At 71.2% G+C, this 16,954-nt stretch carries 15 protein-coding genes and 1 riboswitch; of the genes, 9 read left to right on the top strand and 6 right to left on the bottom strand.

Features of this window, described 5'->3' with window-relative positions; translation table 11 throughout:
* Nucleotides 1-108: 108 nt before the first annotated feature.
* The 7 genes from D7318_RS18885 (at nucleotide 109) to D7318_RS18855 (ending at nucleotide 9,437) form a co-directional block, all read left to right on the top strand.
* The gene (locus tag D7318_RS18885) at nucleotides 109-927 is read left to right on the top strand and encodes a GntR family transcriptional regulator (protein ID WP_120698396.1); all 819 of its coding nucleotides are present in this window, start codon (nucleotides 109-111) and stop codon (nucleotides 925-927) included.
* 103 nt (nucleotides 928-1,030) lie between these two features.
* Entirely contained in the window at nucleotides 1,031-3,262 is a 2,232-nt protein-coding gene (locus D7318_RS18880) for a carbon starvation CstA family protein (protein ID WP_120698294.1), read from the top strand.
* Entirely contained in the window at nucleotides 3,259-3,480 is a 222-nt protein-coding gene (locus tag D7318_RS18875; protein ID WP_120698293.1) for a YbdD/YjiX family protein, read from the top strand. Before D7318_RS18880 ends, D7318_RS18875 begins: the two co-directional genes overlap by 4 nt.
* Nucleotides 3,481-3,570: 90 nt before the next feature.
* Nucleotides 3,571-5,034, top strand: coding sequence for a DUF2079 domain-containing protein (locus D7318_RS18870; protein WP_408055509.1), 1,464 nt, complete (start codon nucleotides 3,571-3,573; stop codon nucleotides 5,032-5,034).
* A 159-nt stretch (nucleotides 5,035-5,193) separates the two neighbouring features.
* Nucleotides 5,194-5,721, top strand: coding sequence for a GNAT family N-acetyltransferase (locus D7318_RS18865; RefSeq protein WP_120698291.1), 528 nt, complete (start codon nucleotides 5,194-5,196; stop codon nucleotides 5,719-5,721).
* Nucleotides 5,722-5,746: 25 nt separating this feature from the next.
* Nucleotides 5,747-5,877: riboswitch (cobalamin riboswitch) on the top strand.
* Nucleotides 5,878-6,000: 123 nt separating this feature from the next.
* Nucleotides 6,001-8,382: a ribonucleoside-diphosphate reductase subunit alpha gene (locus tag D7318_RS18860; protein ID WP_120698290.1), complete on the top strand. Its 2,382-nt coding sequence runs from the start codon at nucleotides 6,001-6,003 to the stop codon at nucleotides 8,380-8,382.
* A complete protein-coding gene (locus tag D7318_RS18855) occupies nucleotides 8,373-9,437 on the top strand; it encodes a ribonucleotide-diphosphate reductase subunit beta (RefSeq protein ID WP_408055508.1) in 1,065 nt (354 codons plus the stop codon). The genes D7318_RS18860 and D7318_RS18855 overlap by 10 nt, the downstream gene beginning before the upstream one ends.
* Before the next feature lie 100 nt (nucleotides 9,438-9,537).
* On the opposite strand, the gene D7318_RS18850 is transcribed toward D7318_RS18855, so the two are convergent.
* The 5 genes from D7318_RS18850 to D7318_RS18830 form a co-directional block, all read right to left on the bottom strand.
* Nucleotides 9,538-10,272, bottom strand: coding sequence for a M15 family metallopeptidase (locus D7318_RS18850; RefSeq protein ID WP_120698289.1), 735 nt, complete (start codon nucleotides 10,270-10,272; stop codon nucleotides 9,538-9,540).
* Nucleotides 10,273-10,437: 165 nt separating this feature from the next.
* Nucleotides 10,438-11,070, bottom strand: coding sequence for a peptide deformylase (def, locus tag D7318_RS18845; RefSeq protein WP_120698288.1), 633 nt, complete (start codon nucleotides 11,068-11,070; stop codon nucleotides 10,438-10,440).
* A 138-nt stretch (nucleotides 11,071-11,208) separates the two neighbouring features.
* Nucleotides 11,209-12,201 (bottom strand): tetratricopeptide repeat protein, encoded by a 993-nt coding sequence (locus tag D7318_RS18840; protein ID WP_120698287.1) that lies wholly within the window; start codon nucleotides 12,199-12,201, stop codon nucleotides 11,209-11,211.
* Between the two features lie 172 nt (nucleotides 12,202-12,373).
* Entirely contained in the window at nucleotides 12,374-12,670 is a 297-nt protein-coding gene (gene rsrA / locus D7318_RS18835) for a mycothiol system anti-sigma-R factor (RefSeq protein WP_120698286.1), read from the bottom strand.
* Nucleotides 12,667-13,302, bottom strand: coding sequence for a sigma-70 family RNA polymerase sigma factor (locus D7318_RS18830; protein ID WP_183091550.1), 636 nt, complete (start codon nucleotides 13,300-13,302; stop codon nucleotides 12,667-12,669). The genes rsrA and D7318_RS18830 overlap by 4 nt, the downstream gene beginning before the upstream one ends.
* A 432-nt stretch (nucleotides 13,303-13,734) precedes the next feature.
* On the opposite strand from D7318_RS18830, the gene D7318_RS18825 reads away from it, so the two are divergent.
* On the top strand, nucleotides 13,735-14,475 hold the full coding sequence (locus D7318_RS18825) for an NUDIX domain-containing protein (protein WP_230423876.1): 741 nt from the start codon (nucleotides 13,735-13,737) through the stop codon (nucleotides 14,473-14,475).
* A gap of 2 nt (nucleotides 14,476-14,477) precedes the next feature.
* Here the strand turns inward: D7318_RS18825 and D7318_RS32895 are convergent, their stop codons facing one another.
* Entirely contained in the window at nucleotides 14,478-15,851 is a 1,374-nt protein-coding gene (locus tag D7318_RS32895) for a hypothetical protein (protein WP_183091548.1), read from the bottom strand.
* A 188-nt stretch (nucleotides 15,852-16,039) separates the two neighbouring features.
* On the opposite strand from D7318_RS32895, the gene D7318_RS18815 reads away from it, so the two are divergent.
* Nucleotides 16,040-16,831 carry a 2-keto-4-pentenoate hydratase gene (locus D7318_RS18815; RefSeq protein WP_120698282.1) on the top strand — a complete coding sequence of 264 codons (792 nt, stop codon included), beginning with the start codon at nucleotides 16,040-16,042 and terminating at the stop codon, nucleotides 16,829-16,831.
* The last annotated feature ends 123 nt before the right edge of the window (nucleotides 16,832-16,954 follow it).

Raw genomic sequence — 16,954 nt, 5'->3', positions numbered from 1 at the left:
GACATCTGCTCGTGGGCGTCGTCCCTGACGGGCCCGTGTCACGATGTGAGCTGCGATGTCTCGGAGGAGCCGGTGACGGCAGAACAGAACCAGTCGGAGGGGCGGGTCATGGCGAGGGACGGGGGGAGCACCGCGAGCGCCGGCGGACCGGCGGCAGCGGCCCCGGCCGGCGCGGGACCCGACGGCGCCGACCGGACACGCACGGCGCGGGTGCCGAAGTACTACCGCCTCAAGCGGCATCTCCAGCAGATGACCGAGACGCTTCCGCCCGGCACCCCCGTACCCCCGGAGCGTTCCCTCGCCAGCGAGTTCGACACCTCTCGCACAACGGTCCGTCAGGCGCTCCAGGAGCTGGTGGTCGAGGGCCGCCTCGAACGGATCCAGGGCAAGGGCACGTTCGTCGCCAAGCCCAAGGTCTCGCAGGCCCTCCAGCTGACCTCGTACACCGAGGACATGCGTGCCCAAGGCCTCGAACCCACGTCCCAGCTGCTGGAGATCGGGTACATCACGGCCGACGAGCGGCTCAGCGGGCTGCTCGACCTGCCCGAGGGCGGGCGGGTGCTGCGCATCGAGCGGCTGCGGCTCGCCAGCGGCGAGCCGATGGCCATCGAGACCACGCATCTGTCCCAGGAGCGCTTCCCCGCGCTGCGCCGCAGCCTGGTGCGGTACGCGTCCCTGTACACGGCGCTCGCCGAGGTCTACGACGTCCATCTGGCGCGCGCCGAGGAGACGATCGAGACCTCGCTCGCCAACCCCCGCGAGGCCGGGCTGCTCGGCACGGACGTGGGGCTGCCGATGCTGATGCTCTCGCGGCACTCGCGCGACACCCAGGGCGAGCCGGTGGAGTGGGTGCGCTCGGTCTACCGGGGCGATCGGTACAAGTTCGTCGCCAATCTGGAGCGCCCGAGCCCCGACGGATCGCGGTGATCCGCACAAGGGAGCGACAGGAGCGCGTCCGCCCCATGGTCAACGGGGCTGTCCTGGCCTAGATTCCGGCAGGTCAGTCAGAGAGGACCGGCGGGAGGACACCGTGCATTCCCCACCTCGGGCACGCCCCACAGGAAACGCTCGTCAGCTACGACCACGATCGATCGTGATCTGGTCACTCGTCGCCGTGGTGGGAGCCGTCGGCTGGTCCGTGCTCGCGCTCTCCCGCGGCGAGGAGGTCTCGGCCGCGTGGATGGTCGCGGCGGCGCTCGGCACGTACGCGATCGGCTACCGGTTCTACGCCAAGTTCATCCAGAACCGGGTGCTTCGGGCCGACCCCACCCGCGCCACGCCCGCGGAGCGGATGGGGGACGGCCACGACTACCACCCGACCGACCGCCGGGTGCTGCTCGGCCACCACTTCGCCGGGATCTCGGGGGCGGGCCCGCTCGTCGGCCCGGTGCTCGCGGCGCAGATGGGCTATCTGCCGGGCACCATCTGGATCATCGTCGGCGTGATCTTCGCGGGCGCCGTCCAGGACATGGTCGTGCTGTTCTTCTCGACCCGCAGGGACGGCAAGAGCCTGGGCCAGATCGCGCGCGAGGAGATCGGCCCCGTGGGCGGCGTCGCCGCGGTCATCGCGATCTTCTCGATCATGATCATCATCCTGGCGGTGCTCGCGCTCGTGGTGGTCAACGCCCTCGCCGAGTCGCCGTGGGGCGCCTTCTCGGTCGGCATGACCATCCCGATCGCCCTGTTCATGGGCATCTATCTGCGCTATCTGCGGCCCGGCAAGATCGCCGAGGTCACGCTGATCGGCGTCGCGCTCCTGCTGTTCGCCATCGTCTCGGGGCGCTGGGTGGCCAACTCGGGCCTCGCGGACGCGTTCACGCTCGATCCGCGCACGCTCGTGATCGCGCTGGTGCTCTACGGCTTCGCCGCCTCGGTCATGCCGGTGTGGCTGCTGCTCGTGCCGCGCGACTATCTGTCGACGTTCATGAAGATCGGCACCATCGCGCTGCTCGCCGTCGCCATCGTGGTGACCCTGCCCAACCTCCAGATGGAGGCCGTGACCGACTTCGCGACCAACGGGGACGGGCCGGTGTTCGCCGGGTCGCTCTTCCCGTTCGTCTTCATCACGATCGCCTGCGGCGCGCTCTCGGGCTTCCACTCGCTGATCTCCTCGGGCACCACGCCCAAGATGATCCAGAAGGAGACCCAGGTCCGCACGATCGGCTACGGCGCCATGCTGATGGAGTCCTCGGTCGCCGTGATGGCCATCACGGCCGCGTGCGTGCTCGACCCCGGCATCTACTTCGCGATGAACGCGCCACCCGCCGTCATCGGCGACACGGTCCAAGCGGCCTCCGACACGATCACATCGTGGGGCTTCACGGTCACACCCGATCAACTCGCGTCGGCCGCCGAGGCGGTCGAGGAGGAGTCGCTCCTCTCCCGCACCGGTGGCGCGCCGACGCTGGCGCTCGGGGTGGCCGTCGTGCTCGCCGAGATCATCGGCGGCGACACGATGATGAGCTTCTGGTACCACTTCGCGATCATGTTTGAGGCGCTGTTCATCCTGACCGCCATAGACGCGGGCACGCGCGTGGGCCGTTTCGTGCTCCAGGACGCGCTGGCCAGCATCCACCCGAGGCTGGGCAAGCTGCGCGACAACACGTGGTGGCCCGGCATCCTGCTGATCAGCGGCATCGTGGTGGCGCTGTGGGGCTATCTGCTGTGGGTCGGCGTCAACGACCCGCTCGGCGGCATCAACACCCTCTATCCCATCTTCGGTATCTCCAACCAGCTGCTCGGCGCCGTCGCCCTGGCGATCTGCACCGTGCTGCTGGTGAAGTCCGGGCGCCTGAAGTACGTGTGGGTGACGCTCCTCCCGCTGACCTGGGTCTCGGTGGTCACCCTGACCGCCAGCTGGCAGAAGGTCTTCTCCGGCGACCCGGCCGTCGGCTTCCTGGCCCGCCGCGACCAGTACCAGGAGGGCATCGACAACGACCAACTCCTCGCGGGCGCCCAGAACATGGACGACATGCGGACCATCGTCAACACCGCGACCCTCGACGCGGTGCTCTCGGCCGCGCTGGCGCTGCTCGTCCTGATCGTGTTCGCCGACGCGCTGCGGGTGTGCGTGAAGGCCGTGCGCCACCCCGGCTCGGTGAGGCTGCGCGAGACGCCGCACGTGCCGTCCCGGATCATCGCGCCCTCCGGGCTGATCGCCACCAAGGAGGAGCGCGCCGAGCTGGTCTCGGCCGGGCTCGGCCCCGGCGGCGGCATCCCCGAGCAGTCCACCGGGCCCCGGCAGGAGGTGTCCGAGCGATGAGCCCGACCGCGGCCCCACGCCGGGCGTTCGCCTGGCTGCGCTGGTATGTGACCGAGCTCACCGGCGAGAACGCCTACGACCGGTATGTCGAGCACGCCATGCGAACGGATCCCGGCGCGCCGGTGCTCGGGCGCCGGGAGTTCGAACGGCGGCGCACCGACCGCCGTTACGCCGCACCGTCCGACGGGCTCGGCGGGTCCTTCAAGGGCTGCTGCTGACGTTGTCACGGCCCGCCGCCCCGCGTTCCGGGGCGGCGGGGGGGCCGGTCCGGCCTTGGGCCGGCGCGGGCGGTCTCGTACCGTTTCACGGTGAGCGTGGAGCGCGGGACCCGGCCGAGCCGGCCGATCCGGACGAGTGACCTGCCAGAGCCAGCCGATGAGGAGGCGGCCCGGACGCCGCCCGCCCGACCCCGCTCCCGGCGCGACCCCTGGCTGCTGGCGCTCGGCTTCTTCGCCGTCTACACGGCGATCTCCGTGAGCCGCTGGGTGCGGTGGCAGAACCGCTCATGGGACCTGGGGATCTTCGAGCAGGTCGTCCGCTCCTACGCCCACCTCGAGGCACCGGTCGCGGACCTCAAGGGGCCCGGATTCCACATCCTGGGCGACCACTTCAGCCCGGTGACCGCGCTGATCGCCCCGTTCTACCGGGTGTTCCCGACGCCGGTGACGCTGCTCGTGGCCCAGGCCGCGCTGTTCGCCCTCGCCGTCGTGCCGGTGACGCGGGGCGCCGCTGCGCTGCTGGGACGGGGCGCGGGTCTTGCCGTCGGGGCGGCGTTCGGGCTGTCGTTCGGCATCCAGCGCGCGGTCGACTTCGACTTCCACGAGATAGCCTTCGCCGTCCCGCTGATCGCGTTCGCCCTCGAGGCGCTGCTGCGCGAACGCTGGCGGGCGGCGCTGTGCTGGGCGCTGCCGCTCGTCCTGGTCAAGGAGGACCTGGGGCTCACGGCGGCGGCGATCGCGCTCGTGGTCGCGCTGCGCGTGCGGCGGCGCAGGCCCGAGCTGCTGCGGCTCGCCCTGGGCGCGGCCCTGCTCGCCGCGGTGGCGTGCGCGGTGACCCTCGCGGTGGTCATACCGTCCTTCAACTCCGGTGGCGGCTACGACTACTGGACCAAGATGGGCGAGAGCGGGGGCGGGCGGCTCGGGGGGCTGTTCGACGGCACGGAGGAGAAGGTCCGCACCCTGCTGTGGATCCTGGTGCCCACCACGGGCCTGCTGGCGCTGCGCTCCCCGCTGCTGCTCGTGGCGCTGCCCACGCTGGCCTGGCGGTTCGCGGCCCAGGAGCCGCACTACTGGTCGACCGACTGGCACTACGACGCCGTGCTGATGCCGGTGACCGCGCTGGCCCTGACCGACGCCGTGGTGCGGGCGCGGACGTCGGAACGGCCCTGGCTGCGCGCCTACGCCCACCACCTGCCCGCCGCCGCCCTGGCCGCCGCGGCGGCGCTGGCGACCACGCTGCCCACCGGGACGCTGACCGAGCCCGCGACCTACAGGCCCGACGCGTCGGCGCGCGAGGGCGCCCGGGTGCTCGCGGCCGTGCCGGACGGCGCCGAGGTGGCGGCCAACGTCCGGCCGATCTCCCATCTCACCCAGCGCTGCCGGGTGTTCTGGATCGGCGGCGGCGAGGAGGAAGAACCGCCGCGCTATGTCGCGTACTACGACAGGGAGCGGGGCGCGAAGGAGCTGATCGACTACGTGGGCGGGCTCTACCCGGGCGCGGGCCCCTGGTCGGTGGTGGCCGAGGGCGGCGGCTACTGGGTCCTACGCCGTTGATCAACGGGTGGTGCGGGAGCGCAGCGATGGGGGTCCCCCCGGACGGAGTCTGGGAGCGCAGCGATGGGGGTCCCCCCGGACGAAGTCTGGGAGCGCAGCGATGGGGGTCCCCCCGGACGAAGTCTGGGGGATGTCAGACCCCCCGGTCACACTGGGGGCATGGACATCGTGATCAGGGAAGCGCGGCCGGAGGAGTGGGACGAGGCGGGGCGGCTGACGGCGGACGCCTATCTGCACGGCGGGCTGCTGGACTCCGGGGCCGACGACCCCTATCTGCCCGATCTGCGGGACGCGGCGGGGCGGGCCGCGCTCGCGACGGTGCTGGTCGCCGTGGACGCCGACGGGGTGGTGCTCGGCACGGTCACCTTCACGGGCGGGGGCGGGGAGTTGGCCGAGGTGGCGCGGGAGGGCGAGGCGGAGTTCAGGATGCTGGCCGTGCGGCCCGAGGCGCGAGGGCGGGGGGCGGGGGAGGCGTTGGTGCGCGAATGTGTGGCGCGGGCGCGCCGACTCGGGAAGGGCGGTGTGGCGATTTCCAGCCAGTCGCGAATGCACACGGCGCATCGGCTCTACGGGCGGCTGGGGTTCGTTCGGGCGCCTGAGCGCGACTGGGAGCCGGTGCCGGGGCTCCGGCTTCAGGTGTTCGCACTGGCCTTTTCACCCGACCCCCTGGCCGAGCACAACATATAGGGGCGCCCGCTCGGCACAGCACAAGATGTATGCTCGTGCTCGCTGTCGCCGCAGGGAATCCGGTGCGAATCCGGAACTGTCCCGCAACGGTGTGCGATGGGCTGCTTCGTGCCGCCTGTGGTGAGTCCGACCACCTGCTGACAGCGTCGTTCACGTCCGGGCCTCGTGGGCTGGGCCGGCGGACGCCACCGGCATGCCTTTGCCTTGTCACACGCATGCACAGCGGCGCTCGTCCCTCGTCCCGCCCGCGGGCCACCGCGATTCGAGGGAGAGCACCGAGTGACCATCGCACCCGTCGCACCCGCGGAGCCGGTAACAGCCGCGCTGCCCCGCACGCTGTCCGAGCTCGCCGCCGACCTGCCGGATGTCGACTTCCGACCAGTCGCCGCCGCCGTGTTGCGGGGCGCGCCTCCCGGAGCCGACGAGGCAGCGATGCGGGAGCTGGCGATCGAGGCCGCGGCCGGGCTGATCGCCGAGGACCCCGCGTACTCGCGGCTCGCCGCCAGGATGCTGACCCTCGCCATCCGCGAGGAGGCCGCGGGCCAGGGCGCCGTGTCGTTCTCCGCCTCCGTGGCCACGGGCCACCGCGTCGGGCTCATCGCGGACGCCACCGCCGCCCTGGTCGCCCGGCACGCCGAGCGCCTCGACGCGCTGGTGGAGCGGAGCGTGGCCGAGGGCGCCGACGACCGGTTCGAGTTCTTCGGCCTTCGCACGGTCGAGTCCCGCTACCTGCTGCGCCACCCCACCACCAGAAAGGTCATCGAGACCCCGCAGCACTTCCTCCTGCGGGTCGCGTGCGGGCTCGCGGCCGGTGAAGGCGACGAGGCGATCGACGAGGTCGCCGCGTTCTACCGGCTGACCAGCAGCCTGGCCTATCTGCCGTCCTCCCCCACGCTGTTCAACTCGGGGACGCGCCACCCGCAGATGTCCTCCTGCTACCTGCTCGACTCCCCCAAGGACGAGCTGGACTCGATCTACGAGCGGTACCACCAGGTCGCCAGGCTCTCCAAGCACGCGGGCGGCATCGGGCTCTCCTACACCCGGATCAGGGCCAGGGGCTCGCTGATCCGCGGCACCAACGGCTCGTCCAACGGCATCGTGCCGTTCCTGCGCACCCTCGACTCCTCGGTCGCCGCGGTGAACCAGGGCGGCCGCCGCAAGGGCGCCGCCTGCGTCTACCTGGAGACGTGGCACGCGGACATCGAGGAGTTCCTCGAGCTGCGGGACAACACCGGCGAGGACGCCCGCCGCACCCACAACCTGAACCTCGCGCACTGGATCCCCGACGAGTTCATGCGCCGGGTCGAGGCGGACGCCGACTGGTCGCTCTTCTCCCCGGTGGACGTGCCCGAGCTGACCGACCTGTGGGGCGAGGAGTTCGACGCCGCCTACCGCGAGGCCGAGGCCGAGGGCCGCGCCCGGCGGACCGTGCCCGCGCGGCAGCTCTACGCCCGGATGATGCGGACCCTCGCCCAGACCGGCAACGGCTGGATGACGTTCAAGGACGCCGCCAACCGCACGGCCAACCAGACCGCCGAGCCCGGCGCCGTGGTGCACTCGTCGAACCTGTGCACCGAGATCCTCGAGGTCACCGACGACGGCCAGACCGCGGTGTGCAACCTCGGCTCGGTCAACCTCGCGGCCCATCTGCGTCCCGACGGCACGCCCGACTGGCAGCGCCTCGACGCCACGGTCCGCACCGCCGTCACGTTCCTCGACCGGGTCGTCGACATCAACTACTACCCCACCGCCGAGGCCGCCGCCTCCAACTCCCGCTGGCGCCCGGTCGGTCTGGGCGTGATGGGCCTCCAGGACGTGCTGTTCCGGCTGCGGCTGCCGTTCGACTCGGCCGAGGCGCGCGAGCTGTCCACGCGCATCGCCGAGCGGATCATGCTCGCCGCCTACCGGACCTCCGCCGAGCTGGCCGAGCGGCACGGCGCGCACCCCGCCTGGGGCGCCACCCGCACCGCCAGGGGCGTGCTCCACCCCGACCACTACCCCGACGCCTCCCCCGCCTGGCCCGACGAGTGGGCGGCCCTGCGCGCGCGGATCGCGCGCACCGGCATGCGCAACTCCCTGCTGCTCGCCATCGCCCCGACGGCCACCATCGCCTCCATCGCGGGCGCGTACGAGTGCATCGAGCCGCAGGTGTCGAACCTGTTCAAGCGCGAGACGCTCAGCGGGGAGTTCCTCCAGGTCAACGCGTACCTCGTGGCCGAGCTCAAGCGCCTGGGCCGCTGGGACGAGGCCACCAGGGAGGCGCTGCGCGAGGGCAACGGCTCGGTGGCCGCGGTTCCTGGACTGCCGGACGACGTGAGGAAGTTGTACCGGACGGCCTGGGAGCTGCCGCAGCGGGCGCTGATCGACATGGCCGCCGACCGCACGCCCTATCTGGACCAGAGCCAGTCGCTCAACCTGTTCATGGCGGCGCCGACCATCGGCAAGCTCAGCTCGATGTACGCCTACGCCTGGAAGCGCGGGCTGAAGACCACGTACTACCTGCGGTCGCGCCCGGCCACCCGGATCGCACAGGCGGCCAGCACGAGCGCGACCGCCGCCGCGCCGAACGCCGCCGCGCCGACCGCCCCCGTGACCGCCGTCCCTGAGCAGGCGGTGGCCTGCTCCCTGGAGAACCCCGAGACCTGCGAGGCATGCCAGTGACCGCCCCCACGACACCCACCACGACCACCACCACGACCTCGGCGGCCACCACGAACAAGAACCTGCTCGACCCGGGCTTCGAGCTGACCCTGCGCCCGATGCGCTACCCGGACTTCTACGAGCGCTACCGGGACGCCATCAAGAACACCTGGACCGTCGAGGAGGTCGACCTCCACTCCGACGTGGCGGACCTGGCCAAGCTCTCGCCCGGCGAGCGGCACATGATCGGGCGCCTCGTGGCGTTCTTCGCGACGGGCGACTCGATCGTGGCGAACAACCTCGTGCTGACCCTCTACAAGCACATCAACTCCCCCGAGGCGCGCCTTTATCTGTCGCGGCAGCTGTTCGAGGAGGCCGTGCACGTCCAGTTCTATCTGACGCTGCTCGACACCTATCTGCCCGATCCGGACGAGCGGGTGGCGGCGTTCGCCGCGGTGGAGAACATCCCGTCGATCCGCGAGAAGGCGGAGTTCTGCTTCCGCTGGATGGACTCGGTGGAGAGCCTCGACCGGCTGGAGACCAAGGCCGACCGGCGGCGTTTCCTGCTGAACCTGATCTGCTTCGCCGCCTGCATCGAGGGGCTGTTCTTCTACGGCGCGTTCGCCTACGTGTACTGGTTCCGCTCGCGGGGGCTGCTGCACGGGCTCGCCACCGGGACCAACTGGGTGTTCCGCGACGAGACGATGCACATGGATTTCGCGTTCTCCGTGGTGGACACCGTGCGTTCGGAGGAGCCCGACCTCTTCGACGCCGAGATGGAGCGCGAGGTGGCGGCCATGCTGGCCGAGGCCATCGAGGCGGAGACGCAGTTCGCGCGCGACCTGTGCGGCGACGGGCTGCCCGGGATGAACACCGAGTCCATGCGCCGGTATCTGGAGGCGGTGGCCGACCAGCGCCTGGTCCGCCTGGGCCTGGCGCCGGTGTACGGCGCGAAGAACCCCTTCTCCTTCATGGAGTTGCAGAACGTCCAGGAGCTGACGAACTTCTTCGAGCGCCGCCCCTCCGCCTATCAGGTGGCGGTCGAGGGCAGCGTGTCGTTCGACGACGAGTTCTGACGGTCGCCGAGCGCCCGGCGCCGGTCCGCCCCCGCGAGGTCACGGGGGCGGACCGGCGTTCACGGGGTCTCGCCGATCAGAGCACCGATCAAAGCACCGATCAGATACCGCAGTTGGGCGCGGACCAGTAGCGCGACGACCTGTTCCCCAGGTGCACATGGTCGTTGTGGCCGGGGTAGCCAGGGCCGAGGATCTCGTTGAAGCCGTGATACCTGGCCCGCTGCGCCAGCTGGCAGAACGACGGCGTGCCGACGAGGTCGATGGCGTCCCCGTACATGTGGCGGCTGGTGGGCGAGCCACCCGCGGCGTTGTTGCAGGACACGGAGCGGAAGCCGCTGCTGGTGACGATGGCGCGGTCACCCAGGGCGTGGCGCAGGGCCTCCAGCTTCCACATGTTCACCAGGGCGTTGGCACGGGCCTGGGCGGCGCTGACCTGGCCGCCCGACCAGTCGCTGTTGCACCGGTTGAGCTCGCCCCAGGTGAAGTGGACGGGGGTGCAGTCGTTGTCCTGGAGATCGTAGATCTTGCCGAACGTCTGCTGCCCCGCGATGCCGTCGGCGCTGAGGCCGTACGCCTGCTGGAACCGCGTCACGGCCGCCGCCGTGGCCGGGCCGTACACGCCGTCGAGGGCGAGTACCGCGCCGTAGGCGGGGTAGCCGGACACCCGGATCTGGAGCTGGCGCACGTCCTCGCCCGTTGAACCCTGGCTGAGGGTGCGGTTCCATGTGTAGCAGCCGTCGGCGTAGGCGGTGCCGGCGGTGGCCACCGTGCCGACCACGGCTGCTGATGCGATCATGACAAACGTGAGCAGGACACGCAGCGCGCGTCTCAACATGCTGCCTCCGTGGGGGAGAGATACCGGTCGGTATCGAGCGTGACGCATGGGATCAACGCGCGTCAACCATCAGGGCGTTCGCCACAGGACCAGCCCAGTGACGCCCGCCGCCGACCGCCGGATCACTCCCCCGTCCACTCCCCGCCGGATCGCTCCCCCGCCGGATCACTCGGCGTTGGGCACCGTCTCGTAGCGCGGCGTGCCCTCGGCCATCATCGTGAGCGCCTTCTTCCGCTCCCGCTTGGAGAGCCGCTCCAGGTAGAGGTGCCCGTAGAGGTGGTCCGTCTCGTGCTGGAGGCAGCGCGCGAAGTACCCGGTGCCGCGCACCGCGATGGGGTTCCCCTTGGCGTCCTGCCCGCGGACCACCGCGTAGTCGGGGCGCGCCAGCTCGGCGTACGCGGTGGGCACCGAGAGGCAGCCCTCGTTGTTGTCGTCCAGGACCCGGGACTCGGCGGGCAGCTCGTCGAGGACGGGGTTGCACACCACCCCGACATGCCGCGCGCCATCGTCGTCGGGGCAGTCGTAGACGAAGACCTTCAGGTCCACGCCGATCTGGTTCGCGGCCAGGCCCACGCCCTCGGCGGCGCGCTGGCTGGCGAACATGTCGTCGACCAACGCCGCCAACTCGTCGCCGAACTCCGTGACGTCCCGGCACTCCCGGTGCAGCATCGGATGGCCGACGACGGTGATGGGCCGCACCGTGCCCCGCTCCCGGTGCTCCCGCTCCCGCTCCTCGGCGTCCTTGGTGTCGTCGACGAACTCGTCGCTGACCCGCTCATCGATGTCCTGCTGCGCCATGGTCGGCCGTGTGCCTTTCACTCATGCCATGTCCCCGTGGGATCCAACCCAGGACTCCAACACAGCCCCGTCGCTGAACAGCCCGTCCGGCTGATCCCCACAGCTTAAAGGGCGGCCGGGGGCGCCCGTCCCCTTCTCTCAGCAGACCTCTTCGAGATCACGCCAGTCACGGGAGTCGGGGCTGTCCGCGACCCAGCCGTCGAGCAGCCCCCGCACCAGCGCCCCCGGCGCCGCCACGCCGCACTCGCGCTCGGGCGACCACATCCCGCCGGCGCCGGTGTGCCCGAGCGGCCCGGGCTGCCCGGGAACGCTGTGGTCGTGCGGGTCGTGCTGCGCCAGGCCGTCGCCCTCCTCGCTCGGCATGCGGCTCTCCGAACAGGCGCGGCACAGCAGCCGCACCGACGACGACCAGTCCTCCGCCGCGTAGCCCGCGTCCGCCGCCAGCCGCTCCAGGGCGTCGCGGTCGGACTCGGCCGCGGCCTCGATCAGCACGACCCACGTCGGCACCGCGGAGGGCGCCCACAGCTCGATCTCGTCGAAGACCGGGTACACCGACGAGACGCCGCCCGTCGCGGTCGTCCGCTCGCCCCGCGGGACCCCGTCGTGCAGGACCACCTCGCCCCAGCGGCGGCCCGAGGACGGCAGCGGGATGTTCTGCACCTCGATCCTGGCCGGATCGAGCCGCCGCCCCCACACCACCTCGGCCTCGCCCTCGGGCGAGAGGCGGACCGCGGCCCCGCCGAGGTCCATGGCCACCGGGACATCCGCGACCGAGGGGTCACCCGGCACCGGGAGGCCGTACGCCTGCCACGCGCGGCGGGCCAGCGGCCAGTCCTGGAGCGCGGTCGCGGCGATGCCGACGTTCCACCAGTCCGGGGCGCCCGCGTCCTTCTCCAGCAGGGCGACGGCCCGCAGCCCGGCGGAGCGCGCCTGCTCCCAGTCGTGCCTGAACTTGTGCAGCAGCGCCAGGTTGAACCAGGACTCCGACAGCCAGGGCTCGAGATCGGCCGCGCGCGTCAACAGCGCGTCGGCGTCGTCGTAGCGGCCGTCGTCGATGAGGGTGAAAGCCCGGTTGGTGGCCAGCCGCCAGTCGGTGGAAGGGCGCTGCCGGACCCTGCCGAAGATCCTCACGGTGTCCCGCCTGATTCCCGCTTCGTAGCGTGCACTTCACAGTTCTCCTGTCCGTCCCGGGCCGCATCCAACCATGGGCGGACAGGCGCCTGCTCACAGCATGGGTCAGGCACGCGCGGCTCGCGAGACGGTGGAAGACCAGCGGGGTGAAACGCGGACGGTGAGGATTCCGTTACTCGATCCGCCGGGGGGCGGGGCTCGCGGCGCCCGCCTCCTCCTCGCGGATGCTCTCGATGCGGCCCATGACCTTCGACCTGAGGTCGGAGGGGACCTCGTCATGGCCGCAGCAGCGCTTCACGAGCTTCTTGACCGACTGCTCAAGGCCGTACTTCTCCAGACACGGAGAGCACTCGTCGATGTGCTCCTGGAACTTGGCGCACTCGCCGTCCGGCATCTCCCGGTCGAGGTACTCGTAGAGGCGGCCGAGGACCTCGGAGCAGTCCGTGGGGTGCGACTGGTCACCACTCATGATCCTGAGCCTTCCTGAACCCCGGCCGGGACGAGGCCGCGCTCCCGGGCGTAGTCCGCGAGCATGTCGCGGAGCTGCCTGCGGCCGCGGTGCAACCGGGACATCACCGTGCCGATGGGTGTTCCCATGATGTCGGCGATCTCCTTGTACGCAAAGCCCTCGACGTCAGCGAGGTAGACCGCGATGCGGAACTCCTCGGGGATCGCCTGGAGGGCCTGCTTCACGTCCGAGTCGGGCAGGTGGTCGAGCGCCTGCGACTCGGCCGACCGCAGCCCGGTGGACATGTGGGACTCGGCGCGCGCCAGCTGCCAGTCCTCGATGTCCTCCGCCGCGCTGCGCTGCGGCTCCCGCTGCTTCTTGCGGTAGGAGTTGATGAACGTGTTGGTCAGGATGCGGTACATCCACGCCTTGAGGTTGGTGCCCTCGCGGAACTGGTGGAACGAGCCGTACGCCTTGGCGAACGTCTCCTGCACCAGGTCCTCGGCGTCCGCGGGGTTGCGCGTCATGCGCAGCGCCGCGGAGTACATCTGGTCCAGGTAGCCGAGCGCGTCGCGCTCGAAACGGGCGTTCCGCTCGGCCGTGGTCTCGGTCTCCTCGTGCGTGCCCTCGTCCGTGCCGGTGACCTGACCCACCTCCTCGAAAAGCGTCGTGAGCCCGGTGGTGCCGGACTCGTCCGCTTCGGAGGATAGACGACCCCGCGGAAGGTTCGCCTTCGGGTGCGACCGCTCGGCCGCCAGCCGGAGCGTGGCCCAGTCCACCTCCGCGGCCCTGCGGACCGGAGTCTCGACGGGGCTCGCCGGGCAGGCGATGGAAGCCATCGGGGGGTCTCCCTCTCTCACGTGAGCGTGTCGGAGAGGGAACACCTCGCGGGCGCCCGGCATTCCCGCGGGGGAGGCCCGTTCGGGAAGCCGTTGAACGAATGGAGTGCTCATCCACCGGCACGCTGCGGCCGCCCTGCCGGGTCGCCGAACAGCAGCGGACACCGCTGACCATCAGCCAGCCGGGCGTCCATGAACGGATGCGGCGGCGGCGGTCGAGCCCGGAGCGGGTCCTACGATGGGCCGGTGCCCGAGACGCTGCCCCCTGTGGGCATTGACCTCTTCGACGTTGAACGGCTCCTGCTGGCCGAAGCCGCCGAGCCGCCGCTGCCGCCCCAGGACGCTGAGGCCCGGGACCGGGTGTGGGAGATGGCGGTCCGGGCCAACCCCACTCTCTTCGACGGGCCCGTGGTGGCGTGTGGGGAACTGGAGCGGACGGGCCCGCGCATCGTGCGCCTCTCCTGGGTGCGTGTGACCTACCGGCACTACGCCTTGCGTCGCGTTCCCGGCGCGACCGCGCTGCCCTCGTTGTTCGTGAACGTCGTCCAGCCGACCGACGACGGCCGTGTGCTGGCGGCGAGGATGTCGCCCTCCACGGCCGCCCCGGGGCGCTGGCAGCTGCCAGGGGGGTCCGTGGAGCCTCCCCGGGTCGGGGCGGTGCTGGACGAGTCGGCACTGGCCGGCCAGGCCGCGCGAGAGCTCGCCGAGGAGTTGGGGATCGGCGCGGCCGCGGAGGACCTGAAGCTGTGGGTCGTCACCCGCGGCGAGAACGGCAGCATCGGCCTGACCTACCTCGCCCCGGTCCTCCCCGAGGCAACGCTGCGCGCGGACTTCACCGCTGCTGCGGCAGCCGAGCGCGTTCAGGGCCGCGAACCTGAACTCGACGCCATCGCTCTGGTGCGCTCACCGGACGAACTGGTCGGTCTGGCCGGTCCACACGCCGACTATCTGGAGCCGATCGTCCGTCGCTTCTCCGGGTGCCGCTGAGGTCAGGCGCCGGCGAGGAAGTCGCGTGCCCGTTCGTCGAGTTCGGCCACGCACCGCAGGCCACGGGCTCGGAATCGCGCGAGGTCGCTGCGGATGCGGGAAACCGCCTTCCGGATGCGGACGGAACGGACTCCGCCCATGTGGTCGATGGCCTGGTGCCAGGTGGCGCACGCCTGCTCGATGCTGCCGCGCTCGAGGTGCATCTCCGCGCCCGCGACCAGGTCCAGGGCGACGATGCGCGCATAGGTGTCTGCCGGGCGGGCCGCGGCAGCCAGCGCGTAGTGCTCGGCGGCGGCCCGATGGTTTCCCAGGGTCTCGTGGACCTTGGCGGTGCGGGAGTGCACCGACGCGGCTGGTGGGCCCCAGGCCAGCGCCCAGAACGGCACCTCGTCGCCGGGGGCACTGGTCAGCAGGGTGCGGGCATGTTCGGCCTCGGCGAGGGCCGCGCGGCGCTTGCCGCTCTTGGCCAGGGTGTGGGCGTGAACGGCGCGGAAGAGGGCTTCGGTCTGGGCATCCACCCGGCCCTTGGCCCGGTTCAGGCCGGTCTCGGCCAGGCCGAGGCAGTGCTCGGGGCGGTGGAGCCTGAGGCCCTGCATCGCCATCGTACGCATCACGAATCCGTCGTTTCCGCGGAGGCCGGATTCGGCGGCCAAGGCGTAGGACTGGAGGTAGTAGCGCTGGGCCAGGCCCTGCTGACCTGCGTCGTAGCTCTTCCAGCCCAGCAGGTGAACACCTCGGCCAGCGGCGGAGAGCATGTGCTGGCGGACTTCGTCGGTACGGAACCGGGCCCGGCACAGCGGGGCGACATCGTCGCGGAGGTAGGTGACCAGGGCGCTGCGGCCGTGCTGTCCGCCGTGGCGCTCGTCCAGCTCGGAGAACGCGTGGATCATGTCACGGACGGCGGCGACCTCGGCCATGCCGACGGTGTAGCCGGTGCGGGCGGCCGCGGTGCGGGCAGCGATGTCCTGGACGTGGCTGAGAGGTAAGGCTGCGGCTGCCACGGAGTAGGCGGAGGCCGTCAGGAAACGGCGGCGATCCAACTCGTACCTCCACATCGGTAGCAGAACGTCCAGGGGGTCGCTCCCGAGGGACAGTCCGATGGTGTCACTCTCGGCCTTTGCCGGGGCGGGGAGGCCGAGGTCAGCGGGAGTCAGGAGGCGGCCCAGCCGCCGGGAGAGCGCGACCGCGAGGTAGCGGGATGTGTCGCCGCGAGGCACGGATCCGGAGATCCAGTGCTCGACGTTGGACTTGTTCGTGCGTAAGCGGGCGCCGCATTCGGCGGCGACCGCGCGGACCGACGTGGCCAGCGCCTCGTAGGTGAGGCCGGATTCGGCGACAAGGGCGCGGAGTTGGATGTTCGGCGTGCGCGCGGTCATGAGCACCTGCCCCATATACGCGATATACCGCTTGGCCTGCCCGCCACCGTACCGCTGTGAAGGGCTGACCGGTTGACTCTTCATCAGGTCCGTGCCCCGGCGGCAGGCATCAGCGCCACCCCGGATCTGCTCCCGTGCCCGCTTCTGCGAACCGCATGTGATGCCCCGTGCTCCGAGGAGGGATCGTCATGGACGAGCAGGATGACCGCTGGATCGCCGCTACGGCATCGGCTCTGCTGGCGGCGGAGTACGAGTGCGTCCCGATCGACGCGCTGACCGTCCGGCCGGCGGGGCTCACGGTGGAGACCGCCTACCGGGTGCAGAAGGAAGCGGTGGCCCGGCGGATCGTGGGCGGCGCCCGCGTCGTCGGCCACAAGGCCGGGGTGACCTCTCAGGCCATGCAGGAACAGATGGGCGTCTACGAGCCGGACTCGGGCGTCCTTCTGGACGACAGGGTGCTGCCCACGGGCAACACCCTGGCCCGGTGCGTGCTGATGCAGCCGCGGGTGGAGGCCGAGATCGCTTTCCGGCTCGGATGCGACGTGGCGGGTCCGAACGTGGGCGTGGACGAGGCACGGGCGGCGACCAAGGAGGTGTTCCTCGCTCTGGAGGTGATCGACACCCGGTTCACCAGCTGGCGCATCACGGTCGCGGACAGCATCGCCGACAACGCGTCCTGCGCCTGGGTCGTCACCGGGCCCATGGTGCCGCTCAGCGCGGACCTGGACCTGGCCGCCGAGCATCTGGTCGTCAGCGTCGACGGCACCGCCGTCGCCACTGGGGAAGGGCGCGCCGTCCTCGGCGACCCGCTCCGTGCCCTGATCTGGCTCGCCGGACGGCTCGACCGCTCCGGCGACGCCCTGCGCGCCGGGCAGCTGGTCCTGGCCGGAGCCGTGCACGCCAGCCTCCCCCTCGAGGCTCGAAGCACGGTGCGCGCTCACTCGCCGCATCTTCCGCCCGTCGAGCTGCACGTGCGCTAGGGAGCGTATCGAGTCGTGATCAATCTGCGGGATTCTCCCTCACGGTGGGGCCTGGACCGGTAGATCTTCTTGCGTGACGCGAGTGCAACTGACGGACGACGAGTGGGAGTTCATCGGGCCGTA

The sequence above is a fragment of the Streptomyces radicis genome, from assembly GCF_003626575.1.
Classification (GTDB): domain Bacteria; phylum Actinomycetota; class Actinomycetes; order Streptomycetales; family Streptomycetaceae; genus Streptomyces; species Streptomyces radicis.
The sequence above is the reverse complement of the archived record's forward strand: the minus strand, read 5'-3'. Positions and strand labels throughout refer to the sequence as shown.